We start from the raw sequence: 19403 nt of genomic DNA, 5'->3' as shown, positions 1-19403 counted from the left end.
AATATCGTTATCGTTGATTAGTAAGTCATCAATTTTGGTTAAAGACTTTCATAAACACTCAAACATTAACACTATACATAGTTAGTGGCATTATTTTTTTCTTAAAATTTTAACATCACGGGATTGGAACAGAAATGATATTTTCGCAAAATTTATTTCTGTCCTTCCCCAACTTGCATTACCTGTAGAATTTCTTTTCGAATTTCTCTGTGTTGGGCCCCGCCAACTTGCATTACCTGTAGAATTTCTTTTCGAAATTCTTTGTGTTGGGGGCCCGCCATTATAACACTGTAGGTCCTACTATATTAATTTATGTCTCGGGCTCTAACCCTAAAATACTTATAATATACCTTTATAATTTATCTCCATTTGATGCTATCACTTGTTGATACCAATAGAACGAATCTTTTTTCAAGCGTTCCATCGTGCCATGACCATCATTATCTCGATCAACATATATTAAACCATAGCGTTTCTTCATTTCACCGGTTGTAAATGAAACAATATCAATGATTCCCCACGGTGTATAACCGATTAAATCTACACCATCTTGATCAACTGCTTCTATCGCTGCTGTAATATGTGCTTTTAAATATTCAATGCGATAATCATCATGAATATGTCCATCTACCACTTCATCAACTGCACCAAAACCATTTTCCACAATAAAAAGTGGTAACTGATAACGATCATATAACACATTCAATGTATATCTTAAGCCATCTGGATCAATCGCCCAACCCCAATCACTCGTTGCGATATGCGGATTCTCCACAGAATGATTCAAACCACCGTTGACGATGTTGTTTTCAACTGTAGTATCAACATCATGTTTTACAGCCGTAGACATGTAATAACTAAAGCCAATATAATCAACCGTGCCCTGCTGTAAAATACTGTCGTCCCCTTCTTGCCATCCAACATCATATCCTTTTCGTGCCAACATTTTTTTAGCATAGCTTGGATAATAACCTCTCACTTGGACATCCGGGAAAAAGAAACGTAAGCGATTCGCAATTTGTGCTTCCATCATATCTTTCGGATGACACGAATATGGATAAATGGGTACATGTGAAATCATTGTTCCAATCTTAAACTTCGGATTAATCTCTTTACCAAGACGAACTGCTAAAGCACTGGCTAAAAGTTCATGATGTGCTACTTGATACAAGACTTCTTCAGGATTATCATTTTCTGTCAATGCTACCCCAGAATTCGTCCATAAAAAGATAGGATTTGATGTGTCCATCTGATTATTAATTTCATTAAACGTCATCCAATATGTAACTTTATCTTTATATCTTTCAAATACAACACGCGCAAAATGCACAAAATAATCGACAACTTCTCTATTTCTAAATCCACCATAATGTTTCGCTAAATGAAGTGGCATCTCAAAATGTGATAACGTCACAACAGGTTCAATACCTTGTGCAATTAATTCATCAAAGATACGATCATAAAAGGCGAGTCCTTCTTCATTTGGCACATCTTCATCCCCATTCGGAAAGATACGTGTCCACGCAATCGACGTACGTAAACATTTCAATCCCATTTCTTTAAACAAGGCAATATCTTCCTTATAACGATGATAAAAATCAATACCTTCATGATTTGGATAATAGTGATTGGGATCTATAGATTCTGTAATCTGACGTGCTTTGCCATGTGCACCACTCGTCATAACATCAATTACACTTAACCCTTTACCACCTTTATCATATCCACCTTCAAATTGATTTGCGGCAAGAGCGCCACCCCACATGAAATTTTGCGGTAATTTTGTCATTATTACAACACACTCCTAGTTTTTAAATATTTTAAAAATAACATCTTCAGTCGTAATGATTTCATTCATTGTCAGTTCTACTTTTCCTAAATCGGCAGAGTTGCTAATAACGACAATAACGTCAGCATTGTAGCCTTGTTGTTGTATATATTGCTGGTCGAATTGCAACAACGTTTGCCCTGCTTCAACATGATCATTTTGCTTTACAAAGCACTTGAACCCTTTACCTTCCAAGTCAACTGTATTCACGCCAATATGAATGACTATGTCCACACCGTCTTCTGATTGAATACCAACTGCATGCTTAGTTGGTACAATCATAGATATTAAACCATTGAACGGTGCGATTACTTTGGATTCTTCATGAGCTTTGATTGCTAAGCCTTCACCTACCATTTTCTCTCTAAAAATTGAATCTCTTACTTCTTTAAGTAAAATACGACGACCAGCGATTGGTGCTTTCACTAAAATTGGTGTTGTTACTTTTACTTGAGGTGTATAACTTGTATCTTGACTATTAATATTGTCAGTATTCTCACTCTCTTCGACATTAGCATTCTTAATTAATCGCTGTAATTGCTGATACACTTCATCGACATTTCCATTTAATTTTATGACTAACTGCGTATCATTTTCTGCTACAGATGTCACATCAACTATTTGTTTCACTTCATTTGCTGTAGAAGGAATTGTATGTTGCATATGAATTGTAATGCACTTCGTATCATACGTTGCATCAACAATGTTTTCGACACCACCTACAGCTGTAAGAATGTCTTGGGCTTGTTCTTTATATTTATTGCTCATAAATATTACCCCCTCAACTTGATAGTAGAATGAAAATGTATTTACTTACCTCCAATTATAATTGTACCGGTTCAATTTGTAAACGCCGATACAATTATAATATTTTGTGCTATAATAATTACAGACAAAGTGAAACGAGGACAGAATATTGTTAAAGTATGAACATATTGCTAAGCAACTTAATGCGTTTATACATCAATCTAATTTCAAACCCGGTGATAAATTGCCAAGCGTGACGCAATTAAAAGAACGTTATCAAGTAAGTAAGAGTACTATCATTAAAGCATTAGGCTTATTGGAACAAGATGGTTTGATCTATCAAGCACAAGGCAGTGGTATTTATGTGAGAAATATTGCTGATGCCAATCGTATCAACGTCTTTAAGACTAATGGTTTCTCTAAAAGTTTAGGTGAACACCGAATGACAAGTAAGGTACTTGTTTTTAAGGAGATTGCAACGCCACCTAAATCTGTACAAGATGAGCTCCAATTAAATGCAGATGATACCGTCTACTATTTAGAGCGATTAAGATTCGTGGACGATGATGTTTTATGTATCGAATATTCTTATTATCATAAAGAAATCGTGAAATATTTAAATGATGATATTGCTAAGGGCTCTATCTTCGACTATTTAGAATCAAACATGAAACTTCGTATTGGTTTTTCAGATATTTTCTTTAATGTAGATCAACTCACTTCAAGTGAAGCTTCATTACTACAATTGTCTACAGGTGAACCATGTTTACGTTACCACCAGACTTTTTATACAATGACTGGCAAACCCTTTGATTCATCTGACATCGTATTTCATTATCGTCATGCACAGTTTTATATTCCTAGTAAAAAGTAATAAATACATAAAAACGTCTATATCCCAGTTATAAACTGGAGTATAGACGTTTTTTTACGATAATAACAATGGCTCAAATTGCTATTATCTTGCTTAGGTTTTTCGTTTTAGAAGAATATTGCTACAAAGACAGGCACAACTGCTACAACAACTACACCAACTAACACTAAAGCTATACTTGCCATTGATTCTTCTACAGGTCCTAATTCTTTGGCTGGTGCTACACCTAATGTGTGACCACTTGTTCCAAGTGCTAATCCTCGGGCAATAGGGTTAGTAATTCGGAAAAGCTTTAAGAATTTATTACCTAGGGCATAAATAATGACACCATTTAAAATAACTGCTAATGATGTTAATTCTTTTATACCACCGATACCAGCTGATACTGGTAACGCAATCGCTGTAGTTGCTGCTTGAGGTAACATTGATAAAATAACATCATTGGCAAATTGTGCTAACTTCGCAAAAGTTAAAATAATTAATAACGCTACAACTGTACCGATACCAATACCTCCGATGATACGATGCCAATGTTTAACAAGCACTTCACGCTTTTTATATAACGGAATCGCAAAACAGATTGTTGCCGGTTCTAAGAAGAAGTAAATAATGTCTCCACCTATTTTGTAAGTCTTATACGGAATGCCTGTTAAATAGAGGAAGGCCACACCAAATACCATACTGACAAATAGCGGTGCGAATAAGAAGAAACGATTAGTTTTTTCAAATAATATGGTCGCTAAGAAAAATGGTATAACGGATAACAGTATTCCGAAGTAAGGTGTGTTTAGTGCTAAGTGGTTAATCATGAGCTTGTGCCTCCTCTATTTTGATCTTTTTTGTGACTTTGTCACCTTTAGATCTCGAAGTAACTTTCATAATAATTTGTGTGACATAGCCAGTACAAATAAGTAATAGTATTGTTGAGACGATTATTAGTCCAATGATTAAAAATGGTGCTTGGCTAATGACACCTAAAGAGTTAACAACTGAGATACCGGCTGGTACGAAGAGTAAGCCAATGTTATTTGTTAGTGTCGTTCCTACTTTTTCGACTTCGCCTAACTTAACAGCACCAGTACATAATAATACAAATAATAATACTAAACCGATTACTGATGCAGGCATAGGAATTGGCATAAATGATTCAATTATTTTCGATACAAAGAGTACTAAAGCAATTACAATGACTTGGTGAAAAAAGTGTGCTGGTTTTGATGCGTCTTTTTGTTGTTTCACGACCATTGCCTCCTACGTTTGATTTAACTAAAGTATAGATGGCTCACTTCGATTTGCGTGATTTTTAGTCCGAAATACAAAATATCATAGGTAAAATGCATAAAAAAAAGGATTACTGTTAAAGTAATCCTATCGACGCTTTAAAATCTTTCATAAATGAACGTCCAACTTGCATCTTGACACCATTTGTCAATATTACCATATAAGTATAGTTAAACCATTGTTGCACTTCTTTAATGTGTTTCGTGTTAATAATATATGAACGATGAATACGTATAAAATAAGTGGGATTCAATCGTTTTTCATAACGATTCAATGGCTCTGTTGTTTCGTATTTATGATTCGTTGTATGTATGGTTGTAATACCATTATGTGTGCCAATCCCAATAATATTTTGTTGCTTTAACATGTGAATTTTATCGTCAATTTCAACAGGTAAGCTTTGATCAAAATTCGCCGACATATCATTCGCAATTGCACTTGCGTTATTATCATCTTTGGCTTTAGTCGCACGCACTTTATTGACTGCTTGTTCAATACGTTTTTGACCAAACGGTTTCAAAATATAGTCTGTCGCATTTAATTCAAATGCCTGTACTGCGTATTGGTCATGTGCAGTTGCAAAAATAATCGCAGGTGGCTCTTTCATCTTTTGAATCTTAGCTCCTAATTCGATCCCATTTTCATCCATTAAATTGACATCTAAAAATATAATGTCATATTGATTGATCAGTAGTGCTTCCAATGTTTCTTTTACATTTTCTGCCTCATTAATTTCTTCAAAACCACCAATTTCATTTAATAAATATGTTAATTCATTACGTGCTAATGGCTCATCATCTATGATTAATGCTTTCATATTTATTCCTCCTCTTGTCTTTCATAAGGAAGTACACACCAAAAAGTGGTACCGCTCGATGTCGATTCAAATTGTAATGCTGCGGATTTTCCAAATAATCCTTTTAGGCGTAAGTTTAAATTTTCTAAAGCACTACCAGTTCCAGACTCTGATTCTACAGATGTTTCTCCCAACAAATGCATTTTATCTTTAGAAATACCCTGACCATTATCTTGTACAATAATACGTACATGTGTTGCAGTTTCTTTAATCACTGACACGTCAATATCGTTACCTTGCTTTCGATTCGTAAACGCATGTTTGATGGCATTTTCAACTAAAATTTGAATTAAAAATGGTGGTACAAGCACATCGCGATATTTGTCTTCAACATTAATATTGATATTAAATCTTCCTGGATAACGTGCTTGTTCGAGTGATAAGTATGCACGCACTTGACTTAACTCTTTATCTAAAGTAATCGTATGTTGCTTAGAGCCTTGTAAATTCGCTCTGAAAAAATAACTCAATTCTAATAGTAACTCTCGTGCCTTTTCGCTATTTATTCTAACTAAAGCTGAGATCGTGTTAATTGAATTGAAGAAAAAATGTGGACTCACTTGTGCCTGTAATGACTTAATCTCAGCATCTTTCAATAACTTACTTTGCGTTTCGGCTTCACCAAGTTCAATTTGGCTACTAAAAATATTTGCCAATCCTTCTGCAAGTTGACGTTCCACAAAAGTTAAATCATTAGGGTTTGTAAAATACATCTTCAATGTACCGACGATAGAACCATGCATCTCAAGTGGTATCACGATAGCTGCTCTAAGCGGGCAATTCGGATGACTACAACCAATCTCTTCTTTAGTATGAACTTCTTTCAACTTTCCTGATTTCAATACATCTTTAGACAGACTTGTTAATATTTCATTTGTTGGTATGTGATGATCACTACCTGCACCTACATGCGATAAGATTTCATTTTTGCTTGTAATTGCTACGGCAGATACTTTCATTAAATTTTTAATAATCATCGCAATTTGCTGTGCCGATTCTCTATTCAATCCTTCTTTAAAATACGGCAATGTCTGGTTCATCAATTGCAGTACATCATGTGTTTGAACAGCCTTCATTTGCTCCTCTTGCTTTAATGTTGAAATGATAATAGACATAAAAATCGCCGTACCAACGCTATTAACAATAATCATTGGTAGTGCAATTAATGATATGAGGTCAACCGCATATGCTTTGTCGTGGGAAAATGTTAAAATGCTCAACATTTGAATCATTTCCATAACAATTCCAATCATGGCACTTTTCGCAATACTCGGGTAACGCTTGCGTCTTTGAGCTTGTAAGCCAAAATAACCAGCAATTATACCAATAAATATAGATGAGATAAGATAAACTTGTGCATCCGCCCCACCCATATACACTCTGAAAATACCTGAAATAACGCCAACAAATAGACCTACAAAAGGGCCACCAACTAATCCTGCGACACCTATCGTTAATACACGTGTGTTAGCTAAAGATACATCATCATCTAAACGGAAGTACACACTTCCTGACAAACTATGTTGATGATCGATGACGATACCAGTTAAATTAGACATTAAGGCAAACAAACTGAAAATAATACATAATTGCCAACGTGCTTTCCATGTACGTCGACGATTCATTAAGTTTTTAAAATATGGAATATTCATCAACACATAGGCCAAAATAATAATTAAACCTACACGCTCAAGTAATAACATTGTTAGCGATAGCACGATAGCACCTCAGTGAATTATAATTATGTTTATTTTATCATAATAGTGCATGTAAAATTCATGAATAAATTATTAAAAAAACACGCTACTATTTAATTATCTATACCATTAAATTTTCATATCAATTTTTATGCTAAGTTGACCATTTTTCTTTTCAAATAATGCTGTTTATGTCACTATTATGACTTTTATACATAGCGAAAAACTGCTGGACTTATTTTTGCCAACAGTTTCTAATCGCGTTATTTATGATACTTTTTTAAATAATACGTGATTCTCTAAATGTACGTGTTCATGTGTTAACACTTCAAGTGCTTTTAATCTCTGATAAACAAGTCGCCAAGTACCACACGCTTCTATCGGAGGTTCATAACTAGATGTTAATTCGCTCATTTTTACTAACAATTCTCCCGTTGCAATGTGGTCTGAAACTAAATCATCTATCACAGTATTAATATCGTCTACTACCTCACCTTGCTCATATTTAATGAGTTTTGGAAAATCGACATCGTCTTCTTTTTGCATATGCTCTAACATGCCATTTTTAAATGTATCGTATGTTTCTTTTAACTCAACTAAATATGGATGATTAGGTCCATGTACTTTCGATAACTTCGTCACATAAGGTGTTAAATTTTTAAATTCTTCTCTTAGAGGTTCATGATATGCTGATTGAATATATTGAATAAGTGATGAAACATTTAAAAATTTAGGATTTAACGAACCTGGTGTATTCGTTTGTTCAACGTCGTTGAGACGCTGTAATAATTCGTTCAAATCTACATTTTTCTTTTCTAAGGCTGCTGCTTCTATACTTACTTGTCCGCCACAACAAAAATCTATTCCCACACTTCTAAAAATATCCGCTGCTTTCGGATAATCAGTTACTACATCTGCTACTATGTCATTTTTATTTATCATTATAGATAACCTCCTCATTTCCAGTGTATACAATTTAATGTATATGAAAATGAAAATCAGGGAAATGTCATAATCATGTCATAAACAGCAAAATAAAGCCCTCAAATCATGTTGGCTCACAATGATTTGAGGGCATTTATTATTTATTTAGTGGATAAGTGATATGTGCAGTGTTTAACTTAACAATATTTTTGAAGTCTCGCTTTTTAATATCTTTGCTAAGTAAGATTTGCACTTCGTTTTCTGATGTTTGGCTTAACATTCCCATCACCATGTCGTCTTTTAGTACGACACTAGCCATACCTTCTTCAAATACATAACCACGATCCAGACCAGTTAAAATGATTTTGTTTTTACCTTTTAACTTCAATGAGATTGAATCCGTTAATGTAATAGCTGTAAAGTATAACGAAATGTTATTAAAGTCTTTTGTGAAATACGGTGTTAATCTATAAAAATCATTATTCAAATGAATTAATGCACTTGTTTCTGCAGTATATGCATATTTATTACGTTGATTACCAACACGCACTTCAAATACTTCCGTACCTATTTGGACTTCTAAGAAAACATCCCAAATTTTTTCTTTAGGTAAATACGCTTTAATATCTTCTAACATAATGTTAAAACGATATTGTTTATTCGCATTGACACTTAAAGGTACATACATTGTGTGCTTCTTGTTTCGTGAATGTAATTTAAGTCTGACATCATAATGTCCTTCGCCAATCATAAATTCATTTAACGTTAGCTCTGTAACAATTTTATGATTATCAAATTTAAATGCTGTCATTTTCACTTTTGGCTTAGCGATATCAATGCCTTTAAAGTATGGTTCGCCTTCATTGAATTGAATGTTTAATTTACCATCTACAATATCAAAACGGTAGTATTGACCTTGACGGTAACTTTCTTCCACAGTTCTATAGTTGTCTATATCTTTCGCTCTCGCGTAGTGCAACAATGGTCGTAATTTACTCATCACCAATGCATCTACACGTTCTGGAACTGCTTGTATAAAGTCTCCTAGAGCATTAATCCATTGTGGTTGATCTTCTAGTTTAACTTTAAGTGAGAAGCCATTCGTACGAGAAAAACTAAAATGACGATTTAAAAATTCTGCTAAGATTTGATTTTTATGGGCTTCTTCTAAATCTGCATTTAATATTTCTACAGCAATCAATCTCATGACTTCATAAAAGTCTTCAGGTGAAACATACGCACTACTCATATGTTCACCTTCACGCTTTGTAGCATAATAATACGCTTTATCACTTAACACACTGATTCGATTTGCATTTAAATATGCTTTCATTGTAAATAATTGATCTTCTGCACTCTTTAATTCTTCTGGAAAATAAATGTCATTATCTTTTAGTAATGCTGTTCTATAGATTTTAGTCGGGCTTAAAGTATAGATAATTCTTGAATTTAACAAAGTAACTTCAGGTGCTGTTTCTTTAAACATAGATTGTGGTACACCACGACCATTAACACCTTTCATTTTAATCAATAAGACATCTGAGTGATGTTCATCAATAAATGCTGCTGCATCCTTTAAAGTCTCTTTGTTTATATAGTCATCGGAGTCCACAAATAATACAAATTCACCTTCTGCTTGTTTTAACGCCACATTTCTAGGTTTACCTGGACCACCAGAATTTGTTTCGAGTTGACTTACTTTCAAGTTCAATTTATTGCGATACTTTTCAACTATTTGTAACGTTTGATCTGTTGAACAGTCATCAACTACAACCACTTCAAATTCAGTTTTCGGAAAATCTTGTTTCGCAAGGCTATTAAGTAATTCTGTTATATACTTTTCTGAATTGTATGTTGGAACTATTACTGAAAATTTCATCATTATACCTCTCCCACTTTGACTACTATATAAACTTAGCTACCAAATAAATTTCTGACTAAACGCTCACTTGATCGGCCATCTTGATATTTAAAATGTTTATCTAAGAATGGAATGACTTTTTCTCCTTCATAATCTTCATTGTCCAAGGCGTCCATTAATGCGTCAAATGATTGCACAATTTTACCTGGAACAAATGATTCATATGGTTCATAAAAATCACGCGTCGTAATATAATCTTCTAAATCAAATGCATAGAAAATCATTGGCTTTTTAAATACTGCATATTCATATATTAAAGATGAATAGTCACTAATTAATAAATCTGTTATGAACAGTATATCATTAACTTCTCTAAAGTCAGAAACGTCAACAAAATATTGTTTATGTTTGTCTGCAATATTAAGTCTATTTTTCACAAATGGATGCATTTTAAATAATACAACCGCGTTATTTTTTTCGCAATATCTTGCTAAACGTTCAAAATCAATTTTGAAAAATGGGTAATGTGCTGTACCATGACCACTACCTCTAAATGTTGGTGCGAAAAGAATGACTTTCTTACCTTTAATAATTGGTAATTCATCTTCCATCTCTTGTTTGATCTGTGTCGCATAAGCTTCATCAAATAGTACATCAGTACGTGGAACACCTGTAGGCACTACATTTTTCTCTTTAATACCAAATGCTTCAGCGTAGAATGGAATATCGGTTTCAGATGATACATAAGCTTTTGTATAGCTACGATGATTTAATGAATCAATAAATGGTCCACCCTTTTTACCAGTACGACTAAAGCCAACTGTTTTAAAGGCACCAACGGCATGCCATACTTGAATAACTTCTTGAGAACGTCTAAAACGCACTGTATAAATCAATGGGTGAAAGTCATCAACAAAGATGTAGTCTGCCTTCCCAAGTAAATATGGCAATCTAAACTTGTCGATGATGCCACGTCTATCTGTAATATTCGCTTTAAAAACAGTGTGAATATCATACTTTTTATCTAAATTTTGACGTAACATTTCGTTATAGATGTATTCAAAGTTTCCAGACATCGTTGGTCTAGAGTCTGATGTGAACAACACCGTATTCCCTTTTTTCAAGTGGAAAAATTTCGTCGTATTAAATATCGCTTTAAAAATAAATTGTCTTGTATTAAATGATTGTTTGCGGAAATACTTACGTAATTCTTTATATTTACGAACGATATAAATACTTTTAACTTCCGGAGTCGTTACAACAACATCAAGGACAAATTCATTAACATCGCTAGAAATTTCAGGTGTAACAGTATAAACCGTTTTCTTCGAAATGCCGCCTTTTCTAAATTCTTTTAGGTAAGTCTGCAATAAGAAATTGATTTTACCATTTTGTGTTTCTAATTCGTTGTATTCTTCTTCTTGTTCTGGCTTTAGATTTTGATATGCATCATTAATCACATCTGGGTTTAACTGTGCAATATAATCAAGTTCTTGCTCATTCACTAATAAGTACTTATCTTCAGGTAAGTAATAACCATTATCTAAGATAGCTACATTGAAACGACAAACGAATTGATTCCCATCTATTTTGACATCATTCGCCTTCATTGTACGTGTCTCAGTTAAATTTCTTAATACAAAATTACTATCTTCTAAATCTAGGTTTTCACTATGTCCTTCAACGAATAACTGAACACGTTCCCAATAGATTTTATCTATATATATCTTACTTTTAACCAACGTTAATTCATCCTTTTCTATTTACATAATCCATTTTAATACTGTTTTACCCCAAGATGTAGACAGGTCTGCTTCAAAAGCTTCTGTAAGATCATTAATTGTTGCAATTTCAAATTCTTGACCTTTTAACAACGCTAATTTATCTACAATATCTGGGTATTGAATGTATAAGTCTACAACATCTTGGAAATCTTTTGAACCACTTCGACTACTACCAATCAACGTTAGTCCTTTTTCCAATACTAGACGTGTATTAACTTCTACTGGGAACTCACTTACACCTAACAGTGCAATGCTTCCTTCTGGTGAAATGTAATCGATCATTTGATTTATGGCTGATTGACTACCGCGACCACCCACACACTCAAATGCATGATCAAATGTTAAGCCTTCAGGTATTTTATTAATAAAGAAGACATCATCAACAAATGAGAAGTGACTCAATTTATAATCTGTTTTACCAAAGACATATATTTTAGACTCTGGATATAATTTACGTAATAAAATGGCTGTAATGTAACCTAAGTTACCATCACCCCAAATACCAAATGTATTTTTATTTGAAATAGATTTCTTTTCAAAACGACGAATAGCATGCAAACTTACTGTTACAAGCTCTGTATATGAAATAATACTTAAATCAATATCATCAGGTAGTGGTACAGCTCTATCATGATTTAGCAACACAAAATCTTGCATAAACCCATCATGTCCACTTGATCTGAAGTAGCTCGATTTTAAATAGTTTTCAGCAATGACATCGTCTTTTTCTGTCGGCGTATTCGGTACCATAACTACTTTTGTACCTTTATTAAACACACCTTTACTGTCAAATACGACCTCACCAACACCTTCATGAATTAAAGACATTGGCAATTTCTGAGATAAGACATTCTCATCACGGCTACCAGTATAATATCTTTGATCGGCAGCACAAATTGACATATATAAAGGACGTACAATGACATAGTCACTGTAAATATCTACGTTGTTATACGTAACTTCAAATTGTCTAGGTGCAACTAATTGATATACTTGATTAATCATCGGCAATACCACCTCGAATAATAGCATTCGCTACTTTTAAATCGTAAGGTGTTGTTACTTTAATGTTATATAACTCACCTTTTACAAGTCGAACCGGTTTGTTTGTTTCTACAATAATCTTACAAGCATCAGATAAAATACTCTTTTGCTCATCACTCAACTGTGCATAGCTTTCTTTTAATAAATTAATATTAAACGATTGAGGTGTTTGACCTTGGTACATTTCATTACGCACTGGAATTGCATCAATCGTTTGATTATCTTTAGATGTAACAATCGTATCTATAGCATCAATCACTGTATCTACTGCACCGTACTCTAAAGCAGCTTGAATATTTTCTTTAATAATACGATGCGTTAAAAATGGTCTAACTGCATCATGTGTCACAATGACATCGTCATCGTTAATACCATTTGTTGATTCAATATGTTTAACGATATTCATAATTGTATCGTTACGATCGCTACCACCTTGAATGACTTCAATTCTTTCATCAGAAATTTTGAATTTTCTAAGTGTATCTTTCGTATGCGTCATCCATTGTTGTGGCGTCGCGATAATAATTTTTTCAAAATCATTAATTAAAATAAATTTTTCTAATGTATGGATTAAAATCGGTTTGTTGTCTAAATCTAAAAATTGTTTAGGTAAAGGTACGTTACCCATTCTTGAGCCTATACCTCCAGCTAGAATACCAGCGTATTTCATAAAATACTTCCTCCATTCAACTATATCTATATTTAATTATTTAAATTTCGTTGCATTTTCCAATTGAAAACTCATTTTAAAATCAAAACTCTAAATGTCTGTGTATTACTTAAAATTATACATATTTTGCTTATATTTTAGCATATTTTGTTTAAACCTATATTACATTATATCAGACGTTTTCATACACAAATAATAACATACAAGCAAACATTTCGTTTATTATTTATATCACTTAACTAATTAATTTATAATTTTTTATTGTTTTTAAGTTATCACTTAAAAATCGTTTGGCAAATTCGTTGTGACGCTTGTCCATCTTCTAATGAACAGAATTTTTGATAAAATACCGTTCGTGCTTCAATATACTCATTTGCAGTCTCATCGATTTGTTTTAATGCATCAATGAGTGCTGTTTGATTTTCAACAATTGGACCTGGCAACTCTTTTTTATAATCCATGTAAAAACCTCTAAGCTCATCGCCATATTTATCTAAGTCATATGCATAGAAAATTTGCGGACGCTTTAATACACCGAAGTCGAACATGACAGATGAGTAGTCGGTAACTAACGCATCGCTGATTAAGTATAAATCCGAAATGTCTTCATAATCTGAAACGTCTTTCACAAAATCATCATGTTCATCAATACGTGTCACAACTAAATAATGCATGCGTAATAAAATAACATAATCATCATCCAGCGCTTGACGCAAAGCTTCTATATCAAAGTTAACATTAAATTGATATGAACCTTCTCGAATCGCTTCATCGTCACGCCAAGTTGGCGCGTACATAATCACTTTTTTATCTAATGGAATATTTAATCTTGTCTTAATACCATTAATATATTCAGTATCATTGCGTTTATGTGATAATTTATCATTTCTTGGATAACCTGTTTCCAAAATCTTATCTCGACTAACATGAAATGCATTTTGAAATATCGATGTCGAATATGGATTAGGTGACACTAGATAATCCCACCGTTGGCTTTCTTTTTTAAAGCCATCTTGGTAATTTTGAGTATTTGTTCCTAGCATTTTAACGTTACTAATATCCAAACCAATCTTTTTTAATGGCGTGCCATGCCATGTTTGTAAGTACGTCGTTCGCGGTGATTTATATAACCAATCTGGTGTACGTGTGTTAATCATCCACGCTTTCGCTCTTGGCATCGCTAAAAACCATTTCATTGAAAACTTTGTAACATATGGTACATTGTGCTGTTGGAATATGTGTTCATATCCTTTTTTCACACCCCATATTAATTGGGCATCGCTATGTTCAGTTAAGTATTCATATAATGCTTTGGGGTTGTCGCTGTATTGTTTACCATGAAAGCTTTCAAAATAAATTAGATTCTTGTTTGGCAATTTTGATAGTAATTTAAAAGTCGTATATATACTATGTTCTATCAATTTTTTAATTGTATTTTTAATCATGTCGTACCTCCGACGTGTTTTTGTAATTATATTAATATGTATGAGCAAGCTCATTGTAACCATGCCTATTATAGCATTTCATCATAAAATACATTTAACCATTACACTTGTCGTTAATTATCATACGAAATACATGATTAATGTACCACTTTAACATAACAAAAAATCGTTATCCATTCATAACGTATGTGTTTACACATTTATGAATTAGATAACGATTGGATCGATTATTTTATTTTACAAAATGACAATTCAGTTGGAAGGTGATTGCTTTTGATTGAATCGCCTTATGCATGAAAAATCAAAAGGTTATTCTCATTGTATAGTCCTGCTTCTCATCATGACATGTTGCTCACTTCATTGTCAGAACCCTTCTTGAAAACTATGCCTTATGACTCATTTGCATGGCAAGTAATATATGCCAACATTAGCGTCTAAACAAATCTTTGACTAAACGTTCACTTGAGCGACCATCTTGATATTTAAAATGTTTATCTAAGAATGGCACAACTTTTTCAACCTCATAATCTTCATTGTCCAAAGCATCCATTAATGCATCAAAGGACTGTACAATTTTACCTGGAACAAATGATTCAAATGGTTCATAGAAATCACGCGTCGTAATGTAATCTTCTAAGTCAAATGCATAGAAAATCATCGGCTTTTTAAATACTGCATATTCATATATTAAAGATGAATAATCACTAATCAACAAGTCTGTAACAAAGAGAATATCGTTAACTTCACGATGATCTGACACATCGATAAAGTATTGTCTATGTTCACGTGAAATATTAAGTCTATTTTTTACGAACGGATGCATTTTGAATAACACAACTGCATTATGCTTCTCGCAGTATCTTGCTAAACGTTCAAAATCAATTTTAAAAAATGGATAATGTGCCGTACCGTGACCATTACCTCTAAATGTCGGTGCGAATAGAATAACTTTCTTACCTTTTATAATTGGCAATTCATCTTCCATCTCTTGTTTAATTTGTGTTGCATAAGCTTCATCAAATAGTACATCAGTACGTGGTACACCTGTTGGTACAACATTTTCTTCTCTAATTCCAAATGCTTCAGCATAAAATGGAATATCGGTTTCTGATGAAACATATGCTTTCGTGTAACTACGATGGTTTAATGAATCGATAAACGGACCACCTTTTTTACCTGTACGACTAAAGCCAACTGTTTTAAAGGCACCAACAGCATGCCACACTTGAATAATTTCTTGTGATGGTCTAAAGCGAACCGTATAAATTAATGGATGGAAATCATCAACAAAAATATAATCGGCCTTACCAAGTAAATATGGCAATCTAAACTTGTCTCTCCATTTGCGTCTATCCGTAATATTCTCCTTAAATACCGTTTTAATATCATAATCAAAATCTACTTTTTGGCGTAGTAACTCATCATATACATACTTGAAATTCCCTGATAAATTCGGACGCGAATCTGATGTGAATAATATTGTTTTGCTTCTTTTAATATGTAGTAACTTTGTAATATTAAAAATAGCTTTAAATAAGAAACTTCTACTTTCAAATGAAGCTTTATGACCTTGTTTATGAAGCCAGTGTGCACTTGTCGCAATGACCCCTGATTTCTCTTGAGGTAAGGTGATTTCAATATCAAATACAAATTCGTTAACGTCACTTGCTATTTCCGGAGTAATGGTATAGACCGTATGTTGTGATACGCCACCTTTACGGAAAACTTTAGCATCATACGCTAATAAATAGTTCACTTTTCCATTTTGTGTAGTCAGCTCATTGTATTCTTCAATTTGCTCTTCATTTAATGCCGCATAAGCTTGATCAATAATATTTGGATTAAGTTGTCCAATATACTCTAACTGGTCATGATAAACAAATAAATATTTATCCATTGGTAAATAATACCCATCGTCTAATATTGCGACGTTGAATCTACATATAAATGTATTACCGTCTATTTTCATTTCATTTGCTTCTAATGTTTTTGTTTCGGTTAAATTCCTCAGAACAAATTGTCCTGATGTTAAATCGACACCTTCACTATGTCCTTCAATATATAACTGAACACGTTCCCAGTATATGTTATCAATATGTATTGCTTGTTTCGTTTTTGTCATTGTTATTCCCCCATCGGTTTATTAAATCGTCCATTTCAATACTGTTTTTCCCCAAGATGTCGATAAATCCATTTCAAACGCTTGGACGATATCTTGCATCGTACATACATTAATTTCATGTCCTTTTAATAATGCTAACTTTTCAACTATGTCTGGGTACTTACGATATAAATCAACAACTTGCTCAAAATCTTTAGAGCCGCTTCGACTACTACCAATCAACGTTAATCCTTTTTCAAGTACTAATCGTGTATTCACTTCCACGGGTAATTCACTTACGCCTAACAAAGCAATACTGCCTTCTGGTGAAATATGTTCAACTATTTGTTGAAGTGCAACTTGACTTCCTTTACCTCCAACACATTCAAATGCATGATCAATTTTAAGATCATCTGGTATTTGATTTACTGTAAAGATGTCATCTACAAATGAAAAATGACTTAATTTATAGTCTGTCTTACCAAATACATAAGTTTTAGCTTCTGGGTACAACTTACGTAGCAAAATAGCAGTAATATAACCTAAGTTACCATCACCCCAAATACCAAAGCTGGTTTTCAAAGGTATAGATTTACGTTCAAATCGTTGTATAGCATGATAACTTACTGACACTAACTCTGTGTATGAAATCGTACTCAAATCAATGTCATTAGGCAGCGGAACGATACGATCATGTGCCATCACAACGTAGTCTTGCATAAAACCATCATAACCACTAGATCTAAAATAACTAGAGGCTAAGTAATTCTCCGCAATAATATGATGTTGCTCTGTAGGTGTATTCGGTACCATTACTACTTTCGTACCTTTTTCAAATACCCCTTTACTATCAAATACAACTTCACCAACAGCTTCATGAACTAATGACATTGGTAATTTTTTGCGTAGTACATTTTCATCTCTTCGACCTGTGTAATACCTTTGATCAGCTGCACAAATAGACAAGTATAAAGGTCTTACGATGACATGATTACCATAAATATCAACATTATTATATGTGACGTCGAACTGTCTCGGTGCAACGAGTTGATATACTTGATTAATCATCGGCAATATCACCTTGAATAATGGCATTTGCTACTTTTAAATCATACGGTGTTGTCACTTTAATGTTGTATAGTTCTCCACGTACCAATTTAACTGCATGTCCAGATTCGACAATGATTTTACATGCATCTGATAAGATTTCTTTTTGTTCACTACTTAAGGCGCGATAACTATCTTGTAATAATTTAATATTAAATGATTGTGGTGTTTGGCCTTGATACATTTCATTCCTTACAGGGATACTGTGTATGTTCTGTTTATCTTTAGACATTACAATCGTATCAATTGCTTCAATGACTGTATCTACTGCACCATATTTTGCTGCTACTTCAATGTTCTCTTTAATAATACGTTGAGTTAAAAATGGTCTTACGGCATCATGAGTTACAATCACATCATCATTATTAATTCCATTTACATTGCGAATATGGTCGATAATGTTCATAATTGTTTCATTTCGATCCGTACCACCTGCAACTACTTTGACACGTTGATCTGTAATGTTATATTTTTTTAAAATATCCTGTGTATGGGAAATCCACTGTGCTGGCGTTGCGATAATAATCTCATTAAATTCACTCACTAAAATGAACTTCTCAATTGTATGGATTAAAATCGGTTTATTATCAATATCTAAAAATTGTTTTGGTAATGGCACGTTCCCCATTCTCGAACCAATACCTCCTGCTAAAATACCTGCATAAATCATGTTGTCCTCCATTCTGTCATTACATCATTTCCATTTATACATTACTGACCTATGCCCGCACATAAGCCTAACCTATTGCTCACTTGCCTCTTTTATTAATCCAAAGATAGTTGTCACAATAATGTGATAATTTTTTATAAAAATGTATTTTTGTAACTGACCATTCTAAGTTGTTTTGCCATGCAGTTAATCATTAACTCTGACGATATTAAATTGTTAAAGGTATTAATGTTTACTCTTTTTCAAATTCATTATTACTGCCATCATTTTACCATATATTATAATAAATTTATCTTATTAAGTGGCTGTACTTGATTTTCACTTTAAAAATTATCAAATATTGCCATCTCATTTTAAGTATACAAAATGCAAAACAACCGATTCACAAGCATATTTCACACAAGTAAACCGGCTATTTATCAACGTATATTCGAAGATGAATTATTTCGATAGTATCTATAGACCAGACGGCATTCGCACTTTCATAGCTATAACTATACCAGCGTTTTCGTCC

At 33.2% G+C, this 19403-nt stretch carries 16 protein-coding genes; 1 reads left to right on the top strand and 15 read right to left on the bottom strand.

What is annotated here, in order from left to right; all coding sequences use genetic code 11:
- Positions 1-352: 352 nt before the first annotated feature.
- Together JG553_RS11980 and JG553_RS11975 are read right to left on the bottom strand one after the other, a co-directional pair.
- Positions 353-1789: a 6-phospho-beta-glucosidase gene (locus tag JG553_RS11980; protein ID WP_000163988.1), complete on the bottom strand. Its 1437-nt coding sequence runs from the start codon at positions 1787-1789 to the stop codon at positions 353-355.
- A gap of 15 nt (positions 1790-1804) precedes the next feature.
- Positions 1805-2596 carry a PTS sugar transporter subunit IIAB gene (locus tag JG553_RS11975; RefSeq protein ID WP_000066938.1) on the bottom strand — a complete coding sequence of 264 codons (792 nt, stop codon included), beginning with the start codon at positions 2594-2596 and terminating at the stop codon, positions 1805-1807.
- Between the two features lie 148 nt (positions 2597-2744).
- On the opposite strand from JG553_RS11975, the gene JG553_RS11970 reads away from it, so the two are divergent.
- On the top strand, positions 2745-3449 hold the full coding sequence (locus JG553_RS11970) for a GntR family transcriptional regulator (RefSeq protein WP_000922329.1): 705 nt from the start codon (positions 2745-2747) through the stop codon (positions 3447-3449).
- 107 nt (positions 3450-3556) lie between these two features.
- On the opposite strand, the gene lrgB is transcribed toward JG553_RS11970, so the two are convergent.
- The 13 genes from lrgB to JG553_RS11905 form a co-directional block, all read right to left on the bottom strand.
- Positions 3557-4258 carry an antiholin-like protein LrgB gene (gene lrgB / locus JG553_RS11965; RefSeq protein ID WP_000607067.1) on the bottom strand — a complete coding sequence of 234 codons (702 nt, stop codon included), beginning with the start codon at positions 4256-4258 and terminating at the stop codon, positions 3557-3559.
- Entirely contained in the window at positions 4251-4694 is a 444-nt protein-coding gene (gene lrgA, locus JG553_RS11960) for an antiholin-like murein hydrolase modulator LrgA (RefSeq protein WP_001792906.1), read from the bottom strand. The genes lrgB and lrgA overlap by 8 nt, the downstream gene beginning before the upstream one ends.
- Positions 4695-4806: 112 nt before the next feature.
- On the bottom strand, positions 4807-5547 hold the full coding sequence (locus JG553_RS11955) for a response regulator transcription factor LytR (protein WP_000645452.1): 741 nt from the start codon (positions 5545-5547) through the stop codon (positions 4807-4809).
- A 2-nt stretch (positions 5548-5549) separates the two neighbouring features.
- Positions 5550-7304 carry a sensor histidine kinase gene (locus JG553_RS11950; protein ID WP_000950281.1) on the bottom strand — a complete coding sequence of 585 codons (1755 nt, stop codon included), beginning with the start codon at positions 7302-7304 and terminating at the stop codon, positions 5550-5552.
- Between the two features lie 246 nt (positions 7305-7550).
- A complete protein-coding gene (gene scdA, locus JG553_RS11945) occupies positions 7551-8225 on the bottom strand; it encodes an iron-sulfur cluster repair di-iron protein ScdA (RefSeq protein WP_000608826.1) in 675 nt (224 codons plus the stop codon).
- Positions 8226-8364: 139 nt separating this feature from the next.
- On the bottom strand, positions 8365-10089 hold the full coding sequence (gene tarS, locus JG553_RS11940) for a poly(ribitol-phosphate) beta-N-acetylglucosaminyltransferase (RefSeq protein ID WP_000975357.1): 1725 nt from the start codon (positions 10087-10089) through the stop codon (positions 8365-8367).
- Positions 10090-10121: 32 nt separating this feature from the next.
- Positions 10122-11810 (bottom strand): teichoic acid ribitol-phosphate polymerase TarL, encoded by a 1689-nt coding sequence (tarL, locus tag JG553_RS11935; RefSeq protein ID WP_000240920.1) that lies wholly within the window; start codon positions 11808-11810, stop codon positions 10122-10124.
- A gap of 21 nt (positions 11811-11831) precedes the next feature.
- Positions 11832-12857 carry a ribitol-5-phosphate dehydrogenase gene (locus tag JG553_RS11930; RefSeq protein WP_000610203.1) on the bottom strand — a complete coding sequence of 342 codons (1026 nt, stop codon included), beginning with the start codon at positions 12855-12857 and terminating at the stop codon, positions 11832-11834.
- Positions 12850-13566 carry a D-ribitol-5-phosphate cytidylyltransferase gene (locus tag JG553_RS11925; RefSeq protein ID WP_000872486.1) on the bottom strand — a complete coding sequence of 239 codons (717 nt, stop codon included), beginning with the start codon at positions 13564-13566 and terminating at the stop codon, positions 12850-12852. The genes JG553_RS11930 and JG553_RS11925 overlap by 8 nt, the downstream gene beginning before the upstream one ends.
- Before the next feature lie 275 nt (positions 13567-13841).
- Positions 13842-15011, bottom strand: coding sequence for a teichoic acid glycerol-phosphate transferase TarF (gene tarF, locus JG553_RS11920; protein WP_000594815.1), 1170 nt, complete (start codon positions 15009-15011; stop codon positions 13842-13844).
- A 427-nt stretch (positions 15012-15438) separates the two neighbouring features.
- Positions 15439-17133 (bottom strand): teichoic acid ribitol-phosphate polymerase TarK, encoded by a 1695-nt coding sequence (gene tarK / locus JG553_RS11915; RefSeq protein WP_000167985.1) that lies wholly within the window; start codon positions 17131-17133, stop codon positions 15439-15441.
- 21 nt (positions 17134-17154) lie between these two features.
- Complete coding sequence (locus JG553_RS11910; protein WP_000610189.1) at positions 17155-18180, bottom strand: alcohol dehydrogenase catalytic domain-containing protein; 1026 nt, start codon at positions 18178-18180, stop codon at positions 17155-17157.
- Positions 18173-18889: a 2-C-methyl-D-erythritol 4-phosphate cytidylyltransferase gene (locus tag JG553_RS11905; RefSeq protein ID WP_000638475.1), complete on the bottom strand. Its 717-nt coding sequence runs from the start codon at positions 18887-18889 to the stop codon at positions 18173-18175. The genes JG553_RS11910 and JG553_RS11905 overlap by 8 nt, the downstream gene beginning before the upstream one ends.
- Positions 18890-19403: the final 514 nt, after the last annotated feature.

The organism is Staphylococcus sp. T93 (genome assembly GCF_016743875.1).
Taxonomy (GTDB): Bacteria; Bacillota; Bacilli; order Staphylococcales; family Staphylococcaceae; genus Staphylococcus; species Staphylococcus aureus.
Note: the sequence above shows the minus strand (reverse complement) of the source record. Positions and strands in the feature narration are given on the sequence as shown.

What these genes read in the sequence shown, in the direction of transcription:
- tarF (WP_000594815.1), bottom strand. Translation starts at nt 15,011, where the DNA reads ATGATTAAAAATACAATTAAAAAATTGATAGAACATAGTATATATACG.
- scdA (WP_000608826.1), bottom strand. Translation starts at nt 8,225, where the DNA reads ATGATAAATAAAAATGACATAGTAGCAGATGTAGTAACTGATTATCCG.
- JG553_RS11905 (WP_000638475.1), bottom strand. Translation starts at nt 18,889, where the DNA reads ATGATTTATGCAGGTATTTTAGCAGGAGGTATTGGTTCGAGAATGGGG.
- tarS (WP_000975357.1), bottom strand. Translation starts at nt 10,089, where the DNA reads ATGATGAAATTTTCAGTAATAGTTCCAACATACAATTCAGAAAAGTAT.
- lrgB (WP_000607067.1), bottom strand. Translation starts at nt 4,258, where the DNA reads ATGATTAACCACTTAGCACTAAACACACCTTACTTCGGAATACTGTTA.
- JG553_RS11980 (WP_000163988.1), bottom strand. Translation starts at nt 1,789, where the DNA reads ATGACAAAATTACCGCAAAATTTCATGTGGGGTGGCGCTCTTGCCGCA.
- JG553_RS11930 (WP_000610203.1), bottom strand. Translation starts at nt 12,857, where the DNA reads ATGATTAATCAAGTATATCAATTAGTTGCACCTAGACAATTTGAAGTT.
- tarK (WP_000167985.1), bottom strand. Translation starts at nt 17,133, where the DNA reads ATGACAAAAACGAAACAAGCAATACATATTGATAACATATACTGGGAA.
- JG553_RS11910 (WP_000610189.1), bottom strand. Translation starts at nt 18,180, where the DNA reads ATGATTAATCAAGTATATCAACTCGTTGCACCGAGACAGTTCGACGTC.
- lrgA (WP_001792906.1), bottom strand. Translation starts at nt 4,694, where the DNA reads ATGGTCGTGAAACAACAAAAAGACGCATCAAAACCAGCACACTTTTTT.
- JG553_RS11955 (WP_000645452.1), bottom strand. Translation starts at nt 5,547, where the DNA reads ATGAAAGCATTAATCATAGATGATGAGCCATTAGCACGTAATGAATTA.
- JG553_RS11975 (WP_000066938.1), bottom strand. Translation starts at nt 2,596, where the DNA reads ATGAGCAATAAATATAAAGAACAAGCCCAAGACATTCTTACAGCTGTA.
- JG553_RS11925 (WP_000872486.1), bottom strand. Translation starts at nt 13,566, where the DNA reads ATGAAATACGCTGGTATTCTAGCTGGAGGTATAGGCTCAAGAATGGGT.